General features: G+C 42.7%; 17 protein-coding genes and 4 tRNA genes. 4 read left to right on the top strand and 17 right to left on the bottom strand.

The features are described 5' to 3' along the window. Positions 1-70: 70 nt before the first annotated feature. Both Tfer_RS00555 and Tfer_RS00550 read right to left on the bottom strand, forming a co-directional pair. Positions 71-844, bottom strand: coding sequence for an ATP-binding protein (locus Tfer_RS00555; RefSeq protein ID WP_052216580.1), 774 nt, complete (start codon positions 842-844; stop codon positions 71-73). A gap of 333 nt (positions 845-1,177) precedes the next feature. Then, on the bottom strand, positions 1,178-2,392 hold the full coding sequence (locus Tfer_RS00550) for an LTA synthase family protein (protein WP_052216421.1): 1,215 nt from the start codon (positions 2,390-2,392) through the stop codon (positions 1,178-1,180). Positions 2,393-2,727: 335 nt separating this feature from the next. On the opposite strand from Tfer_RS00550, the gene Tfer_RS00545 reads away from it, so the two are divergent. The 3 genes from Tfer_RS00545 to Tfer_RS00535 all read left to right on the top strand — a co-directional run bounded on the left by Tfer_RS00545 (position 2,728) and on the right by Tfer_RS00535 (position 3,204). Next, positions 2,728-2,805: transfer RNA gene (locus Tfer_RS00545), tRNA-Asp, on the top strand. 159 nt (positions 2,806-2,964) lie between these two features. Further along, positions 2,965-3,050 (top strand) — tRNA-Tyr (locus tag Tfer_RS00540). A 78-nt stretch (positions 3,051-3,128) separates the two neighbouring features. After that, positions 3,129-3,204 (top strand) — tRNA-Gln (locus tag Tfer_RS00535). A 69-nt stretch (positions 3,205-3,273) separates the two neighbouring features. On the opposite strand, the gene Tfer_RS00530 is transcribed toward Tfer_RS00535, so the two are convergent. Together Tfer_RS00530 and Tfer_RS16425 are read right to left on the bottom strand one after the other, a co-directional pair. Next, positions 3,274-3,537, bottom strand: a complete 264-nt coding sequence (locus Tfer_RS00530; protein WP_013120037.1) for a ferritin-like domain-containing protein — start codon at positions 3,535-3,537, stop codon at positions 3,274-3,276. A 252-nt stretch (positions 3,538-3,789) separates the two neighbouring features. Further along, a complete protein-coding gene (locus Tfer_RS16425) occupies positions 3,790-3,948 on the bottom strand; it encodes a hypothetical protein (protein WP_157723941.1) in 159 nt (52 codons plus the stop codon). A 162-nt stretch (positions 3,949-4,110) separates the two neighbouring features. Here Tfer_RS16425 and Tfer_RS00525 point away from each other — a divergent pair. Then, a tRNA-Leu gene (locus tag Tfer_RS00525) sits at positions 4,111-4,197 on the top strand. A 139-nt stretch (positions 4,198-4,336) separates the two neighbouring features. On the opposite strand, the gene Tfer_RS00520 is transcribed toward Tfer_RS00525, so the two are convergent. From Tfer_RS00520 to ahbA, 13 genes are all read right to left on the bottom strand, one after another. Then, positions 4,337-6,283 (bottom strand): NAD(+) synthase, encoded by a 1,947-nt coding sequence (locus tag Tfer_RS00520; RefSeq protein ID WP_052216420.1) that lies wholly within the window; start codon positions 6,281-6,283, stop codon positions 4,337-4,339. A gap of 304 nt (positions 6,284-6,587) precedes the next feature. After that, positions 6,588-7,343 carry a sporulation protein gene (locus Tfer_RS00515; protein WP_052216419.1) on the bottom strand — a complete coding sequence of 252 codons (756 nt, stop codon included), beginning with the start codon at positions 7,341-7,343 and terminating at the stop codon, positions 6,588-6,590. Between the two features lie 180 nt (positions 7,344-7,523). After that, the gene (locus tag Tfer_RS00510; RefSeq protein WP_013120034.1) at positions 7,524-7,724 is read right to left on the bottom strand and encodes a hypothetical protein; all 201 of its coding nucleotides are present in this window, start codon (positions 7,722-7,724) and stop codon (positions 7,524-7,526) included. 218 nt (positions 7,725-7,942) lie between these two features. Continuing rightward, entirely contained in the window at positions 7,943-9,235 is a 1,293-nt protein-coding gene (uraA, locus tag Tfer_RS00505) for a uracil permease (protein WP_052216418.1), read from the bottom strand. A 527-nt stretch (positions 9,236-9,762) separates the two neighbouring features. Continuing rightward, the gene (locus Tfer_RS00500; protein WP_052216417.1) at positions 9,763-10,431 is read right to left on the bottom strand and encodes a hypothetical protein; all 669 of its coding nucleotides are present in this window, start codon (positions 10,429-10,431) and stop codon (positions 9,763-9,765) included. A 134-nt stretch (positions 10,432-10,565) separates the two neighbouring features. Continuing rightward, positions 10,566-11,684 (bottom strand): HD-GYP domain-containing protein, encoded by a 1,119-nt coding sequence (locus Tfer_RS00495; RefSeq protein WP_052216416.1) that lies wholly within the window; start codon positions 11,682-11,684, stop codon positions 10,566-10,568. Between the two features lie 157 nt (positions 11,685-11,841). Next, positions 11,842-12,039, bottom strand: a complete 198-nt coding sequence (locus tag Tfer_RS00490) for an aspartyl-phosphate phosphatase Spo0E family protein (protein ID WP_052216415.1) — start codon at positions 12,037-12,039, stop codon at positions 11,842-11,844. Positions 12,040-12,226: 187 nt separating this feature from the next. Beyond that, the gene (locus tag Tfer_RS00485) at positions 12,227-14,431 is read right to left on the bottom strand and encodes a cell division protein FtsA (RefSeq protein WP_052216414.1); all 2,205 of its coding nucleotides are present in this window, start codon (positions 14,429-14,431) and stop codon (positions 12,227-12,229) included. Positions 14,432-14,633: 202 nt separating this feature from the next. Then, positions 14,634-15,407, bottom strand: coding sequence for a CheR family methyltransferase (locus tag Tfer_RS00480; protein ID WP_052216413.1), 774 nt, complete (start codon positions 15,405-15,407; stop codon positions 14,634-14,636). 32 nt (positions 15,408-15,439) lie between these two features. Then, positions 15,440-15,688, bottom strand: coding sequence for a hypothetical protein (locus Tfer_RS00475; RefSeq protein WP_013120026.1), 249 nt, complete (start codon positions 15,686-15,688; stop codon positions 15,440-15,442). Positions 15,689-15,774: 86 nt separating this feature from the next. Beyond that, a complete protein-coding gene (hemL, locus tag Tfer_RS00470; protein WP_052216412.1) occupies positions 15,775-17,067 on the bottom strand; it encodes a glutamate-1-semialdehyde 2,1-aminomutase in 1,293 nt (430 codons plus the stop codon). Between the two features lie 105 nt (positions 17,068-17,172). Next, positions 17,173-17,646 (bottom strand): siroheme decarboxylase subunit beta, encoded by a 474-nt coding sequence (gene ahbB / locus Tfer_RS00465; protein WP_052216411.1) that lies wholly within the window; start codon positions 17,644-17,646, stop codon positions 17,173-17,175. Between the two features lie 2 nt (positions 17,647-17,648). Then, a complete protein-coding gene (gene ahbA, locus Tfer_RS00460; protein ID WP_052216410.1) occupies positions 17,649-18,104 on the bottom strand; it encodes a siroheme decarboxylase subunit alpha in 456 nt (151 codons plus the stop codon). Positions 18,105-18,106: the final 2 nt, after the last annotated feature.

The raw sequence follows: 18,106 nt of genomic DNA, 5'->3' as shown, positions 1-18,106 counted from the left end.
CTTTCCCTTCACCCCTACACATTAAAAAAATAAATAGTGTTATGAAGAAAGTAATTCGCCTTTTGTCCTCCTAATCCCTTCCTTTCGCCACCTCCTGTAATAGTTTTTCTTTAATTTTTTTCATGTTCCGGAGAAGTTCCCCCCCGGGTTCAGCAGCTGGCCCTTTATCCATGGAACTTTCCCAAACGTCATCGTCAAAAGGTATAAAACCCAGTATTTCATCGGCATCGAATTGGTTCAGAACAAATTCCTTTTCTTTTTGGTTCCTTATCTTATTTCCAATAAACCTGACTTTTTCGATTCCTAAATCTTTTGCCAGTTGCTTCACTGTCTTGGCAGTATTTACACTGTTTTTACTTGGTTCAATCACTACCAGCATCACATCAACCCCTCTGGCCGTCCCCCGGGTGAGGTGTTCAATGCCGGCTCCCATGTCCATCACCACGACATCATCTTTATCAAGTAACAGCGCACTCATAACGGCGCTCAAAAAGTTATTTTCCCGACAGTAACAGGCAGAGCCACCCTGCTTGATGGCGCCCATTCTCAAAAACCTGATATTGCCCAATGGAATACTATAATCATCCAGAACATCGTCCACTTTTGGGTTTATGGGATATAAAGCGCCTGTTCCCATCCTTTCATCAATTACTTCCTTTAGTTCAACCAAAGGCTTTACAGATTCGATTTGCTCGTCGTCAATTCCGACTGCTGCAGCCAAACAAGCGTCGGGATCTGCATCAACGGCAAAAACGGTATTATGAGTTTCGGCAAAAAGCCTGACTAGAGTTGATGCGACAGTTGTCTTCCCCACGCCGCCTTTTCCAGATATTGCTATTTTCATTATGTCTTCACCCCAATGCTGAAAATTATAGGACACATTGTACATAAAAATATATTGATTAGTCTTTTTTAAATATTCACACATTTTTAACTTTTCTACAAAATTTACTCAATTCCTTCCTTCGATGTAAAGAAAATTTAAAGGGATAATTTTGCGTTATTCAGGTAATTTCTTGCGTTATACTAAGAGGATTTCGACAGAAAATTCTAAATTCCTTCTCGCATGTAAAAAAATATGTAAGTTATTTAGTTCACATTTCCTTACAGAATCACTATGTCCACCGCTTTCGGAAAAATAAAAACCCCGGAGGGGTATCTGGTAAGAGTCTCACCTTTAAAACATAAGAAATTTTCTTCTTAATATATAATATTCTACAATGTAACCAGCTCCAACAACCAGAAGAAACATTATGCCGGTCATTTTAAATGCGTTTAGTTTGAATCTTAACCTGTTCACTTCTTCCTGCTTTCTGTTAATTTTATCTTCAACCTCTCTCTTTTCTTTATTAATTCTCTCCTTGGCAATATTAATGCTGGCTTTTTCGTGGTTCAACCTGTAAATCTCAGTTATCGAATCTATATGGGCAGAACTAAGCTCCGTCAATCTTTTCTTCATTAAATTGGCTTCCGTAAATCCTTCTCCCGCTAGTAAGAAATTCCACAAGACCAACCCATCAGGATGCGGATTTAAATATACTCCTACCAATAAGGCAACAGTTGGAGCAACATCAATAATTCTCGCCGGAGGAGCCTGTATCCCTGTTTTTAGCCCCGGCCCTGTCATGATTAAAGGAAGCATATTGTTTTCAATAGTCCAATCCCCTTGCCCAGCGTCATTATATGTAGCCGAACCTGTAATGACTATCAGACTGTTTTCAAATAATCCCTGGCTGCGTAGTTCCCGCAGGAGCTTACCTACTTGTTCATCTGCTCTATTTAATGCGACCATAGTTTTCTTAGTCGTAGAATCACGGCTTTTTCGTGTCAGTTCTGTGCCCGGCAAAATTAAGCCCATAAAAAAGGGGTGCTTCTGACTAAATTTATCTATGGCTAAATCCACAACTGCCTGGTCAATTTCTTTTATATTTATTTGTTCTTTTACCCGGTACCGCTTTAAACCTCTGAAAAGCGCATCAAAACTTTTTCTGCCGTCGTCTATAAATACAGAGCTTCTCCCGCTGCTATCCAGAAGAGCCGGCAATGACCCAACAGCTAACTGGTCATTCCTGATAGCATTACCCGTATTTACTTCAGGCATTTGTCCTTTTAACAGTGCCACCAGAAAAGCTTCCGTTGTTTCCGGCAGAACCCCAATGGCCGACCCTTGTATTCCGCTGGCGGCAATTCCTGATATGTTTGGCGTATAAGCCGATCTTAGATCTTTACTGGACACTCCTTCTAAAATAATAAAAAAGACATGTTTGAGCACTTTTTCCGTATCTTCGTTTTTTTGTGACTGGCCCTCATGAGCAGCATAGCCGGTACCGCCTAAAATTAGGTTAATTGCAAAACATATCAATACTATAAAAGATAATTGGCGAAATTTCATTGCGGATAACCTCCCCGTTTGTACATCGCTATAATATATTAGGCCAGTCCCTTAAGTATGCAAAGTTTTCCCAGATTACTTGTGCAAAACGCCCTAAAAAAATTTTTAAAGTTTTTTGTTCTACCATGTATATTTTTTGCTGAAACGTTAAAACTATAGATACTCCGCTTTGGTGAGTTCTATCTCTCCCCGTCCAGTGTTACACACTGGACCTCTTTTTTTCAGTGACCGGTAACCGGCGATCAGTATATTGGTAACAGCCATAGAAAAATAATAATTGATGCTTGACTAACCCTGGAGATTTGATTATAATGAATTTCGTGGCTCAAAAATGCGGAGCAGTGGTCTAGTCGGTCTAGGATGCCGGCCTGTCACGCCGGAGGTCGCGGGTTCGAATCCCGTCTGCTCCGCCAGTATTTTAGTTAACAGTCAACAGTTTACAGTTTACAGTTAACAGTCAATAGTTTATAGTTAGTACTATCAACTAATAACTGTCAACTAATAACTGTTAACTAATAACTGTTAACTAATAACTGCCAACTAATAACTGTTAACTAACAACTGCTATTCACGGAGGGATGCCCGAGTTGGTCAAAGGGAGCAGACTGTAAATCTGCCGGCACAGCCTTCGAAGGTTCGAATCCTTCTCCCTCCACCATTTATTAGTTGAAAGTTAACAGTTGGTAGTTAACAGTGCTTACAGCTTACAGCTTACAGCTTACTGATAACTCCACATTGGGGCGTAGCCAAGTTGGTAAGGCACGGGACTTTGACTCCCGCATGCGTTGGTTCGAGTCCAGCCGCCCCAGCCATAAGAATACAAAAACAGGTCTTAAGACCTGTTTTTTTGTCATGGTAGCTCTTTAAACTTTGTGATTAAATTACTTTTTAAGAGTTCTTTGTACCCTAGACCTCGGACGAGCATTTTTGTCCTGTTTATCTTCATCCTGAGCCTTCGCGCAGCTCTTTTCGCAACCTTCTAACAGCCAGGCAAGAAAATCGGCATGTCGTTGTTTTTCCCTACTAATGCGAAGAATAACTCTTCTGGATACCTCGTCAGGCGCATTGGCAGCCAAGTGTAGGTAATCGATAACGGCATTGTTTTCTTCCTGCAGGCAACTGGTCAAGTCCTCTATAAAACTCATATTAAAACCTCCTAACCGGACCCCGCCCTTCCTTAGTATACGCATCCCTCAACTTAAATGTGCTTTTTGGCCAAGGTAATTATAAATTAACAATCAGACCGCAAAGATTATTTTATCTTCCATAAATACCTACAAAAAAATAAGCCGTAGAGGAGAAAACTGTTTGTTGCGCCATCCAACCGCAATCTCCGTTCTACAGCCTGTTTTTTATCGATATTAACCAGGATACTCCTGGCTCTATCCCAACTATATTCATTCGTCTCTATAATAGGGCCCGATACCTGATGACCTGGGGGACCTCACCGTTCGATTGGAACGAAGCCTCGCTCCGGTTTGAGTTTTCGGTCCTTTGTAGTCCACACTTTCTTTCTGCATCTCCCTGCTAATTCTGCCCACAACCCGTCTGACCAAGCTATCACCTCCCTGTAATACTGGTGTTCCCAACTTAGTCTTCCACAGGAACCATAAAAAATTCTCGTCCATGAAAAAAATAGTGATAAAAGTTGAACTTACCAGACATCGTTAATATTGACTTTTTGTTTCGTTTGTGCTATTATCGTTTATGTATCAAACGCGGTCGTGGCGGAATTGGCAGACGCGCTAGATTCAGGTTCTAGTGGGCATTGGCCTGTGGGGGTTCAAGTCCCTTCGACCGCACCATTTAGAAAAACAAGGGCTTGCAGCCCTTTTTTTGTTGCCCAAATCATGGGCTGTTTTTTGTTTTTGCACCTTGAATAGCAGTGACCGTTACTATGTCGTAACCAGCACTACAGAAGGTTCGGATGAGGCCGTATCACCATTAGTCTAATTCTGCCAGCCAGAGGCGAACTTCCGCATCACTCGGCATACGCCAGTCGCCCCTCGGTGACAGGCTGACAGTCCCTACCTTGGGCCCATCAGGTAAACATGAACGTTTAAATTGCTGGCTGAAAAACCTATTATAAAAGACCTTTAACCATTTCTTTATTTCTTCCCGGCTATATTTCTCTTTAAAGGCACAATCAGCCAGGAAAAGTACTTTTTTCGGATGCATGCCAAACCTGACTGTATAGTACAGGAAAAAATCATGCAGCTCATAAGGTCCGATAAGGTCTTCCGTTTTCTGTGCTATCGTGCCGGAAGTATCCGGCGGCAACAGTTCGGGGCTAATAGGCGTATTCAGGACCTTTTGGAGAACTTCGGCCGTCTGTTCGTTTACTATGTTGTCGGCTACCCACCGCACCAGAAATTTTACCAATGTTTTGGGTATACTACAGTTTACAGAATACATGGACATATGGTCACCGTTATAAGTAGCCCAACCCAAAGCCAGTTCCGACAAGTCCCCGGTGCCAACGACCAGACCGCCGATGTTATTGGCTATATCCATCAGTATCTGTGTCCGTTCTCGGGCCTGCACATTTTCGTAAGTAATATCCAGGTCCTGCGCATTATGGCCAATGTCTTTAAAGTGCTGCAGGCAGGCCGGTTTAATATCGATTTCCCTGATAGTGACATGCAGGGCCTTCATCAAATCCAGGGCATTGGTATAAGTGATATCCGTTGTTCCAAACCCCGGCATGGTTATAGCTATAATGTTTTCCGCCGGTAAATGCAATGTGTCAAAGGTCTGGGCCGTTACCAAAAGGGCCAGAGTGGAATCAAGACCCCCGGATATCCCCAAAACAACGTGCTTCATATTGGTATGTTGTAACCTTTTGGCCAAACCGGCCACTTGGATGTTGAAAATTTCGCGGCACCTTTCTTCTACAGTCGCCGGGTTGCCCGGCACAAAAGGATAAGGCGGCACTGGCCGTTCCAGCCCTATATCTTCTATATTATATTCTTTAAGGAATTCTGTTTTTACAATAACAAAATTTCGAGAGCCAGCATTTATTTCGTAGTTATCCGCATATGTCTTGTTAAGCATCCTTTCTGATGCCAGCCTTTCAACATCAATCTCTGAAAGAATCAAGGAACTGTCCCTTTTGAAACGTTCGGACTCTTTTAATAAGATGCCGTTTTCAGCAATCATATTGTGTCCGCCAAAAACCAAGTCTGTGGTAGATTCGTAAACCCCGGCCGAAGCATAAATATAACCGCACATGCACCGTGCGCTCTGTTGAAGTATCAGTTGACGCCTGTAATCAGCCTTACTTACCAGTTCGTTGCCGGCAGAAAGGTTGGCTATGATATCAGCGCCATTTAAAGCCAGATAAGAACTGGGCGGGATAACTGCCCATAAATCCTCACAGATTTCCATACCTAACAAAAAGCTTGGTTTTTCTGCTTTTATCATAATCCTTCCACAGGGCACATACTGACCTAGCAGGTTAATCTCCGAAACACTTTGTCCGAGAACATGGCCGGAAGTAAACCAGCGCTTTTCATAAAATTCTTTGTAATTAGGTAAATGAATCTTCGGAACCGCCCCCAAGATCCGTCCCCGGTGTACAGCTACCCCGCAGTTAAACAACTTATGTTCCACCATTAAAGGCAGGCCTACAATTGTTAAAACATCCAGCGTTTCCGTTTGCTGCAAAAGTTCGCCTAAAAACTCCACGGCTTTCTCCAACAGAAGTTTTTGCCCGAATAAATCAGCGCAGGTATACCCGGTAATGGACAATTCGGGGAAAACCAAAACCGCTACATTTTTTTCGTCGGCTTCTTTTACGATTTTTAATATTTCTGATATGTTATAGGCCGGATCGGCAACTCTTAGTTTGGGTGTTGCAGCGCCAACCCTGACAAATCCATAATTAGGCATACATGAACCCTCTTTCCTAACAATCTTGTTTAGCAAAATAACTTGCACCACTGTTCAATAAAAACCATAACTACTTCCTATTATACCCAAATCCCACGAGTAGTGGTATTAGATAAGTGTAAAACTCACCGTCAATCTGAATATTCTCTATTTTATTCGACTTTTCTCGTGGTACTCCTTCCCATTTCTTTAAGAAAAGAAATCAGCAATACCTTAACCCCCAATTGCTTTATCAATGCACCCTGCCACAAAATGCAGAAAGCCTTTCCCAAAAATTGGGGAAGACTTTTTGAAATTGAAAAATCTATAGTATTTTTCTATACTCTGATTCAATAGTTTCTCTCAGGAAATTGGCAACTTGAGTTACATCGTTCATTTGACTGTACGGGATGCGAATTCTTACGTAACGTTCATCCAAATCCATATCGTCAAGCAGGCTGCCAAAAAGGCCCCTGTTCCTCTTATCGATTTGTATTACCACATTCAGTTCCTGCTCTCCGGCAGTTGGGTAAAGTTCAATTTCATCCAGTTCGCGGGCCATAAAGGAAGTCGGCCTGTACTCAAACTCCTGGTAACGCCCATTGTAGTCGCCTGAGTTATGCTTTTCCCTAAAGCCAAGAGTAGAAACAGCATCAAAAAGCATTTTCATATACTTATTGGGCAAAATCTTAACGTCATCCAGGTCCGTTGGGTCAAGAGCCTGTTCTATATCCAAGCCTGTCTTCAGGTAATACCTGGTCCGCCCTTTGGATATAGGTATATCGAGAGGAATCTCAAAATTAACCGGGATAGTTTTCTCCTGGCCAGGCGCCAGGGTCAGTTTATCAGTAACCTTAACGGTACCTACTGTCCTGGAAACAGGTTTAGTCTCGTCACCGGAACCGTATTTAGAATTCAGAACAAGGTTAATATATATTTTCTCTATCTCTTGCTCCACACTACCGCCTTTGATTTTTACCACGCCTTCCAGTATGCCCCCCAGCTCGACCTGAGGATTGGGGATTTCGAGGTCAACTTTGGCAGAACCTATGCCTACACTGGCTAATAATTTTTTTAACATCATGCACCTCCGAAAAACTGTTTTTTATCATTTTTCTTTTTTCAACAATTGGATAAATGATTCCTGCCCACATTACAACTTTATCCCGATTCAGAAAAATCAGAAGGCCGCAAGGGTTAATACCTTGCAGCCTTCTTGGATTTAGGGTGAGGGTTTGATCACTTTTTAGCTTTGTTAATTCTAGCATCCACCGCAACCCGAATCACAGCATGAACCTGATTTACCGGTATCGTAAATGCTGAATCCTTCGCCCATGTAACTCTTGACCCAACCAATTTCCAGGTTGTTATAGTCCGTATCATAGGCTTTGCTGATGACTATTTTAAAGCCATCCTGCTCGTAAACATGGTCATCTTCATTAACTGACTTTTCCAAAGCCATTTTGAAACTCGGGCCGCTTCAGCCAAAGCCATCTATAAACACCCTGATTATATCGGCGCCGTGTTCATCAAGCACCTTTTTTAACTCTTCCTGAGCTTTACCCGTTACAGTAATCACGTGCGTCACCTCCTTATAGGTAAGAAGTTCTCCTTACCCTATAGGGGTATTATATAACAAATATTTTTGAAACGCAAGGAAATGATAAAAATTTTTTTGTGTTACTCATTCAGCAGATTGAACTTTTCGAAGCTAAGGAAGAAAAGGTTAAGAACGATTGCTACGACTGTGGCTAGGGCCATACCTTTTAACTTCACTTCACCGATGTTAATGTAAGCTCCGCTTAAGCCTATAATCATAATAACAGCCGTTAAGATAAGGTTTCTGGATTTGCTGTAGTCTACCTTTTCTTCGATGAGCATCCGAATTCCGGAAGCGGCAATAACTCCGAACAACAGCATCGATATGCCGCCGATAACAGGAGTAGGAATACTTCGAATTAAAGCTGTCAGGGTACCGGAGAAAGCCAGGACTATAGAAAAAATTGCTGCACCGCCAATGACCCATACACTGTAAACTTTAGTGATAGCCAAAACACCGATATTTTCACCGTAAGTGGTCGTAGGAACAGATCCGAAGATGCCGGACAGGGTGGTAGAAATGCCGTCCCCCATCATGGACCGGTGCAGACCGGGGTCTCTGGAAAGTTCGCGTCCCACAATCTTTTCCGTTACCACTAAGTGTCCTATGTGTTCAGCTATTACCACAAAAGCCGCAGGTAAAATAGTTATAATAGCTGTTAAATTAAATTTGGGAGGAAAATATACTTCGGGAATTTTAACCAAAGGCGCCGTTGACACTGCCTCAAGGCTTACCACCCCCATTAAAACTGAGACAATATAACCAACTATAACGCCTATTAAAACAGGAATCACCTTCAAAAATCCTCTGAAAAGAACTGAACCCAATATAACAGTCAACAAAGTCACCATGGAAATAGTGACCATTTTCGGATCCAGCGCTTTGGTGTTTAGTCCTACCGGGAAACCGGCCATATCAGCGGCCACCGGCGCCAGCTCCAGTCCGATAATGGCAACAATAGCGCCCATGGACGCCGGCGGAAATACTTTTTTCAGCCAGTCTATTCCGGCAAATTTAACAATTATAGCCACCGTTATAAAGGTAATACCTGCGGCAATAAATCCGCCCAAGGCTGTACGATAGTCATAACCGGCCATAACAACATAAACCGGGGCAATAAAAGCAAAACTGGAACCCAAAAAAGCAGGTATCTTACCCTTGGTAATGAAAATGTAGAGCAGAGTGCCGACACCATTAAAAAATAGTACTGTTGCCGGGTCGATTTTAAACAGGATCGGCACCAATACGGAAGCCCCAAACATAGCGAACATATGCTGGAGGCTCAGCGGCAGCGCCTTAGGAAGCGGTAACTTTTCGTCAACGTCTACAAAGTTTTTCAAATGAATCCCCCTCTGGTGTCTATTTTTGGGCATGAAAAAACTCACCTTTTCAGCCTCACGGGACCGAATTAAAGGCTTTACCCAAAGATTATAAGTTTCGTTATTTCGGCAAAATATTCCTTCTTTCGACTTAATAAAATTTGTTTTGGTTAGTATTGGCCTTTTGGGATTAAATAAACCTTCCTAAGCGTAAAACTGCGATATATTTCCGAACACTTGTTCTTGCCCTTTTTTACTTTTTATGGTATAATTTTAATTGCCCAGAAAAGAACTTCATTCAATCCTCCGGAAAAGCCAATAAATCCTGCAAAACTATACGGGCAGCCAGGAACATCATATGGACAGAATAAATATATAGGATGATAAAAAGGTACTCAAAAGCAAATTAATGAAAGGAGACCCGTTTAATGAGCCATTAACTGAACTGGACATGTACAAGGACCAGCACTTAAGGCTACATAAGCTGGAAAATAAATTTAAGGCGGTAATTGAATAAAATGGAAAAAGTCTGAGACCAGGTATTTTTACCCTGGTCTCATTTTTTATGTAAACAAACTTTATTAATTTGTTGCGATAGTGGTAGTTGCCCCCCAATACTGTTTGGGCCCATTTGGACTGTTTTCCAATGCCCCTTCCCCTGTTTTTATGGTTACAGGGTAATTGATTAAAAAATAATCCAAGTCATGGATTATCTTATGAGCCTGCCAAAGCAGCAAAACGTCCTGTTTCTCCGTCCCTTCCATCAGCAATGACTGGGTTTTCTTAAGGTCTGTCAGCAATGGCTTATATTTTAGCTTCATGATTATGTTTTCAATTCGCGCAATCATGGCAGCGGTATCATTGCCAACTTGGGTCGGGGACCCGGTAAACCCCTGCCAATATTCTGCATTTTTGTTTGCTTTCATGGCCAACACCGCTTCAGGACGCAACTTATAATCCAGTTCCTGATGGAGTATACTTATAGAACTCCGCACCGCCCGAATTTGCGGCGTTGTATAAAAAATTTCGTGCTGTAATTTCTTTAAATAAGTATGTTCCGGTGGAGCAACAGGGTTATATTCAATAATTTTTTTAAACTCTGTATTAATGTTCCGGTTGCTTACAACAGTCTTGTTTTCCGGCTCAACGTAACCCGCTCCCATACTTTGGAGCGTAAGCCTATAAGCAAAAAAACCACTCATCCCTACCAATAAAACAAAAACAAATATCCACCTGAGAAGTTTTTTCACTGCTACCCCGCCCTTTTATAAGTTCCCTGAAATATCATATTAATCCAAACGCCTTTTCATACTATCCTTCCCTCGAAAATTCAAAATTCGTAATTGCATAAGATAAAAATCTAATGTTCCTTAGCCCTGCCAACCTATTCTATCGATTCAGTAGCGTTTAGCTTATAACATAATTGTATTAACGGGTCATTATCTTTTAAAACCCTATGAATTTCCTCAGCAGAATTTTTAATCACTATTTCCTGTGCATGAACCAAAGGCCTTTTATGTTTATCCAATAGTATAAGAGCTAAGGTTTTGCATGATTCCGCCTCTTTTATATGGTCGCAGATAATGCCAACCTCTCCGGAAGACATCTCTACAAAATCTCCCGCCGGGTAACAGGCAACAATGCGCTTAAAAATAGCTACAATTTCCGGGTCAAATAATTTTCCTGCCGATTCTGTAATCAATTTCATAGCCTCATGAGGATGATAAGCCCTATGAAAAGGCCGGTCCATGGTCATAGCATCAAATACGTCACATATGGCTACAATCCGTGCATACTCGTGTATATCATGCCCCCGCAGCCCTCTCGGATAACCGGACCCGTCAAACCGTTCGTGATGTTGGTAGGCGGTATGGGCCGAAAGCAGGCTGATGTTTCTTAATTCACGTAAAGGTTCAAAGCCATACTCACAATGTTTTCGAATTTTGGCCATTTCTTCCGGAGTAAGCGGGCCCTGTTTTTGCAAAATTTCTTTCTCCACCAGCATATGCCCAAGGTCATGCAGGATAGCGCCCAAACCGATATCCCTCAATTGAAGTTCATTATATTCCATGTTAATAGCAGTTAGAACAGCCAAAATACAGACATTAACACAATGACCATACAGGTAATCTTCCATGCTTCTGACATCAAGAGTGTTAATAACTTTTTTCCTGTTCCGGAGAGCTTCGTCAACTATGTTATTAACATGCCCGGAAATTAAATCTGTCCGCAACTTGCCTGTCTTGGCGAATTCCAGAAATACCTTTTTGAGGGCTTTAATAGCTTCTGCTCTGGTTCGTTCAGAAACAGGGTCATAAACATGTATCATGTTATCCATACCCGTTTTAACGTATATGGCATTGATACCGAGACTTGCAAGCTTCCCAATGTATACATCATTCAATTGGGTACCGGCAGCCAATAAAGGGAAGCCATTCGCGGAAAAAATAGTTCTGGCGATAGACATTTCCGGGGTTAGATTTCCAGTCAAAACTCTTCTCATAACTGCACCTTCGTCAAAAAACGTCGAATTTTTGTAGGTTTAACTGCTATATTCTACCTGGAATACCATTTTTCCTGTCAGCATGGCAAAATTAATAACTTTCGTAATAATTTTTAGAAATAATTGCGAAAATCAGCTTTGGGGCAAAAAAATAGTGTTAACCTTCGTAATTCGGAAACAAAGATCCGATGGTATAACACCCATACTTTTTCATATATTCGACAATTAGGTTGTCCAGTTCACAACTTTTGAAATAGACAGTTGGGTCGGAAACCCCTTTCGACTTGGCCAGGAAATACATTTCTTTCTGTTTATGTCTAATTTCCTTCACCAAGTCCTTTTTGGTTCGCCACACCTTTTTTTCCTCCCATCTTGCGAAACTTCGCATTAGGTAAACCCCAATCGTTTCATTCCCCCATTTTCTCCATTTTTTATTCTATATTCTTCAACAAATTTCCTTCAGAGATATTGTCGAATATCGTCTAACTTAAATTTTTTCAATAATTTGTTGGAATTCTTAAAATTACGTCTATACTACCCCACTAACTGTACCATTCAAGTTCTACGCGGTCGCCTGTTTTTATAGGCGTAGTAAATTCTGCCGCGTATCCGTTAACTTTCATTCGCAGCCTGGCTCCCGGTCCGGGCGGCGTAAACGGAAAATCTATCTTTGTAAAAAGGTCGGTTAAAATAAGGTTATTTCGCGGAATCAAGATTTGTTTATCATTAACGTAAACAATGGTTTGCGCCGGAGGCATGCCTACCGTAGGCTTATCCCCTTCATTTACGGAAAAATTAAGCCTTTCCTGTATCAAAGGCAATTCCTGACCGTCTTGCCCGGCGCTGTTTTCCTTGTTTGCATTAATTTCTTCCTGCCCTGTATCCCCGGCCGTCAGGTCTACACCTGGTCCGGCCAAACTATCCGGGTGCCCCTCGTACTGTCCTTTTAGCTGCCCAAGTTGCCTTTCCGGGATGTCTTCCGGGTTTAATGCCCGCTCTGCCTGGACCGGTTTTTTAACCTCCAGATTATCGCCATAACTAAGTTCGTGTAATAAATCAACACTCTCGCCGTTTACCGTAATCTCATAAAGAGATAAGTCATCGGTATACCCGGCTTGCTCCAAGACTTCTCCGACTGTACATGGCATATGATAGGTTATGCGGCTATTATCAATCAGATCTGTTTCCATGTCTGCCAACTCGTTATTCATAGTTATAACGGGTTTTACTTCGAACAACCGGTCATTTATACCAATTCTCAGAGGCATAAGATCAGGCAATATATCTTTTATTTTTCCGGTAGCGTCCTGACCGTCTTCGGCAGGTATAAACTCTATTACGTCGTTATGCCGGATAGGTGTGTCAATAGAAACTTCCTGGCCATTTAATTTAATAACCGCCGGTTTTCCACGCGTGCCTTTAATAATTTCCAATTTCCCGTTCACGGTAACAGTAAGGGCCAGACCAAGCCGAGGCATAAGTTTTTTCATATCAATGCCTGCCGCCAGGAGAGCATCCCCAACAGTTCCTTTATTCACTTCAAAAAGCCTGATTTCTTTACCGTTAACAGTAACCTTGGCAAAACCAAGGCCCCTGTTTTCCAGAGCAGTAACCGCTATACCGATAGGGGTAACCGCTTCCGGCCCCGCCAGATTCTGAGCGCCAAGGACTTCCCTAATAGCATCCCGGCCCCTGACTGCCACTCTCTGGGGAGTTAAATTCAAATAATCGGCTATTTTTTCTTTCAGCATGGGAGTCAGAGAGCCTCCGCCTATGCATATGACCGCCTGGGGCGGTTTCCGGTTTAAAGATATAATCTTGTCGCAAATCTGTTTAGCCAAGTCGTTAACAATTTCCTCTATGCCTTCCAGTATTTCTACCGACTTCACTTTGCAACTGTTACCTAAAACATCTTCAAATTCAACTTCAGCTACTTCCAAAACCTGGCGTTTAATTATCTCGGCCTGGTAAAAGTCTACCAGATACAGGTGGGAAATAGCATCTGTTATTTCATCCCCAGCCATGGGGACCATTCCATACCCAATAATAGATCCATCGGAAGTTAAGGCAATATCAGAAGTTCCCGCACCAACATCAACCAAAGCTATATTTAACTGCCTCATACTTGGGGGCACCACAACAGTACTGGCTGCAATAGGTTCCAAGGTGAGGCTCATCATCTCCAGTCCGGCCCGCTGTAGCACGGCAAACAGAGAATCTACAACCACCCTGGGTAAAAAGGTTGCTATAATGTCAGCGCTGATTTCCCGACCCTTTTGTCCAACCAGGTTTCTGATCTTGGCGCCATCCAATGCGTAGTTAACAACGCTATATCCAACACAATTATAGACCAGGTTTTCTTCCTGTAATTCCCCGGCAATTAATTCGGTTTGCGCCATCTGCACCCCCTGTAATTCTAGGCGCAACACATCATCATACTTTATTTCATCAAAATCTTCTAATTCCTGGGATACCTGCGTACGTACTGTTTTCAGCGCCCGGCCCGCTGCCGCTACAGCCACCTGTTTCAATTCATATCCCAGTTTAGCTTCCAGTTTATCTTTAACTGCCTTAACAACGAGGGCAACTTGTTCGATGTCATGAATCTGGCCGTCTATCATCGCCTGGTGTTTATGTTCCATAGACTCGCTGGCAATTATCTCCAACCCTTTCATGGTTTGCTCCATTACAACGCCTATCACGGACCGTGTGCCAATATCCAGGGCGAAAATACTTGTTTCTTTCATTCACATCATCCCCCTCAGCGTAAAAGGCTTTTACCAATTAACATACTTTTTCCAGTAACCTTTTACCAATTCGACTGAATCGGACAAAAATCCTGCATTTTCCGGACTACTCCGTTTTAAATAACTTAATGGTTTCATCATTCTATCGGTTCACTAAACTATTATTGTGCAGAAAAAAAGAAAGAGCCTAATGCTCTTTCTTTTAGGCTTTTTGATAAAAGAACGAGGAAACCAACTTAAACCCTATATCCCGGGCCTGAAAAATTTGCTCGGTGCTTCCCGTAAAAAGTACCCCTCCGGGTTTTAGAGATTCATGAAACCTTTTATATAGGGCAGATTTACTTTCTTCCGTAAAATAAATAACCACATTTCTGCACAGAATCAGATCAAAGTTTTTATCAAACACATCTTTGAGCAAATTATGCTTTTGGAACCGAACTTTTCTTTTTATTTCGTCCGCAATAATGTAGTTAGACCCTTCCTGCTTAAAATACTTGGTTATATATAGCCTGGGCAGGTTAGCAACGGCTTTTTCATTATAAATACCGTTTTTGGCCTTGGCCATGACCTCTTCGTCAATATCGGTAGCCAAAATGCTGACCGAAACACGCGGAAAATTATAAGCGAATATCATGGCCAATGTATAAGGCTCTTCGCCCGTAGAACAGCCGGCGCTCCATACCTTTAAATTCGGGGAATTTTCCAGCAGCATGGGAATTATTTTTTGCTGCAAAACCTCCCACTGGGGCGGGTTCCGATAAAACTCCGACACATTAATTGTCAGAGTGTCGATAAATTTTCTCCAGTGCTGAGGCTCCTTGTCCATTAAATCAAGATAATCATCATAGCTGCCACATTTCACACTGCGCATTAGGCTGTTTATACGCCGTTCCATCTGGGGCCTTTTATAACCTGTTAAGTCCAGGCCCTTTCTCTTTCGCAGCTTCTCCAGAAAAAGTTCGTAAGCATCCGCCATAGTTAGTCCCTCTCTACTCCCTCGCTAGTCTATTACTTTACAGGCCTGACACCAGACTCCTTGTGGCATTTATTGCAAAAATTCTCTTTTGTATGCCCAAATTTTTTATAATGACAATCCAAACAAAACTTATCGGGATTTTGGTTCCTGGCAACCACCTCTTTGTGCTTGACCAGCCATTCTTCCTTGGGAGGATGAATCCGTTTAGCCGTAACAGAAAAATAGATTACCAGCAACAATGCCACCACTAACGCTATGGAGATAAAAACCCTTTTGTTCATTGCTCTCCACCTCACGGAATATTTTAATTCGGCAGGAAGGTAATAAATTCCTTTTTAAATCCTCAAATTTCTACAATAACTAGTAATTATTTTACTGCCTCAAAAGCTCTGTAACTGGCCTGTATGGTCCGCTCAATATCCTCATCGGAATGGGCAAGCGATACAAAAGCTGCTTCAAATTGAGAAGGAGCTAAATACACCCCCTGCTCCAGCATGGTACGGAAGAAGGTGGCGAACTTTTTGGTATCGGAGGTCGCTGCCGTTTTGTAATCAACTACTTCCACATCGGTAAAGAATGTACATAACATAGAACCGACACGGTTAAAGCAGGCTTTTACACCCACTTCTTCAGCTGCTTTTTTTAGGCCGGCAGCCAGTTTGGCGGATTTTTCTTCTAGCTCTTCATAAACACCTGGTTGCTGCAACAGCTTCAATGTTGTAATTCCGGCCGTCATAGCCAAAGGATTCCCAGACAAAGTTCCGGCTTGGTAAACAGGTCCGGCCGGCGCTATCATTTCCATGATCTCTTTTTTACCGCCATAGGCGCCAACGGGTAAGCCGCCGCCTATTATCTTGCCAAGACAGGTAATATCCGGGTCAATGTTGTACTTGACTTGAGCTCCACCGTAAGCAACACGGAACCCGGTCATAACCTCGTCGCAGATAAACAATGCGCCATATTTTCGCGTCAGTTCACGCACGCCTTCCAGATAGCCTGGTTTTGGCGGTACAACGCCCATATTACCCGGTACAGGTTCTAAGATAACGGCAGCAATGTCGTCACCTTCCAGTTTGAAGATTGCTTCCAGCATATCCAGGTCGTTGAACTGAGCGGTTATGGTGTTACCGGCGATGTTTTCAGGAACGCCCGGGCTAGTGGGGACGCCATGGGTTAAAGCCCCGGATCCGGCCTTTATCAACAGGGAATCGGCATGTCCGTGATAACCGCCTTCAAATTTAACAATCTTATTACGTCCCGTAAATCCCCGGGCCAAGCGGAGAGCGCTCATGGTCGCTTCCGTTCCGGAGTTAACCATACGGACCATTTCTACGGAAGGGAGAGCTTCTACTATCAGTTTAGCCATTTCCGTTTCCAGCTCCGTAGGTGCCCCATAACTGGTGCCTTTTTCCAGGTACGCTTTTAATGCTGCAATTACTTCCGGGTGCTGATGGCCCAAAATCATGGGACCCCATGAACCTACGTAATCTATGTACTCATTGCCATCTACATCATAAATTTTTGATCCCTGTGCCCTTTCTATATAAACAGGATTCATACCTACGGATTTAAAGGCGCGCACAGGGCTGTTCACACCTCCGGGTATGTAATTTTTTGCTTCCTCAAAAAGCTCTGATGATTTTTGGTAACCTTTATGCATGCTGCGGACCATCCTTTCCTGTAAAAGTATTATATAAGTATTTAAAGCCGGTAGCAATAAAAGAACTTCGGACAATTCCAATACTGCCACCGGCTGCTGTCATACTTATTCTTCCATAAAATACTTCATACTATCCTTCTTTAATTCAGCTGTACTATACAACAAATCATACTTTTTAATACCGGTCCTTTCGGCAATCCTGGCCGCGGTAGCTTCACATTCCTCTTTACTCAGGCCATGTACCATAGTAAACATATTATACGGCCAGCCCGGGTACCTTGGCCGCTGGTAACAATGACTGACCTCAGGAAAACCGGCCATAATAGCGCCTACTTCCCTGGTCTTTTCATCCGGAACATCCCATACCACCATGGCATTGGCCGTAAAACCAACCTCCCGGTGCCTTAAAGCCGCCCCGAACCTGCGGATAATACCTTTGTCAACAAATTCCCGAACCTTAGCTAACAATTCTTCTTCGGTAATACCTATTTTATCGGCAATAACCTTGTATGGCCTGGATGTTAATGGTAAATCTTCCTGAAGCTCTCGAATTATCCGTTTGTCCAACTCAGTAAACATCATTACACCTCATTCAGGTTAAAGTTTACCTTGATTTTGAAAAAGTTTATGGCCGGCAGGTTTATTAAATCCTTAATCCCGGTGCGCCGGCGCATCTCTTCCAGGATATCCTCCACGGCCTGGCTGCTTAACGCAATTAGAGTGAACCACATGTTATATTCATGTTGGCGCAGGTAGTTATGGGTTACCCCAGGGTAACTGTTGATCAGTTCAGCAACTTCGTCAATTCGTTCTTCAGGAACTTTGATGGCACACAGGGTACTGAAATACCCCAGTTTTTTGGAGTCAAAAATACCTCCGATGCGGCGGATAATTCCCTCTTCTTTAAGCTTCTGCAGGCGCGCAATTACATCTTCTTCGGTGGTCCCTAAAGTTAGCGCCAGTTCCTTGAAAGGTTCCGGCGTTATGGGAAAGTCACTCTGAATAAGGGTTAGCAGTTGTTTGTCCAGGCTGTCCATAA

It is taken from the genome of Thermincola ferriacetica (assembly GCF_001263415.1).
Classification (GTDB): Bacteria; Bacillota; Thermincolia; order Thermincolales; family Thermincolaceae; genus Thermincola; species Thermincola ferriacetica.
This window is presented reverse-complemented; position numbering and strand designations above follow the sequence as displayed.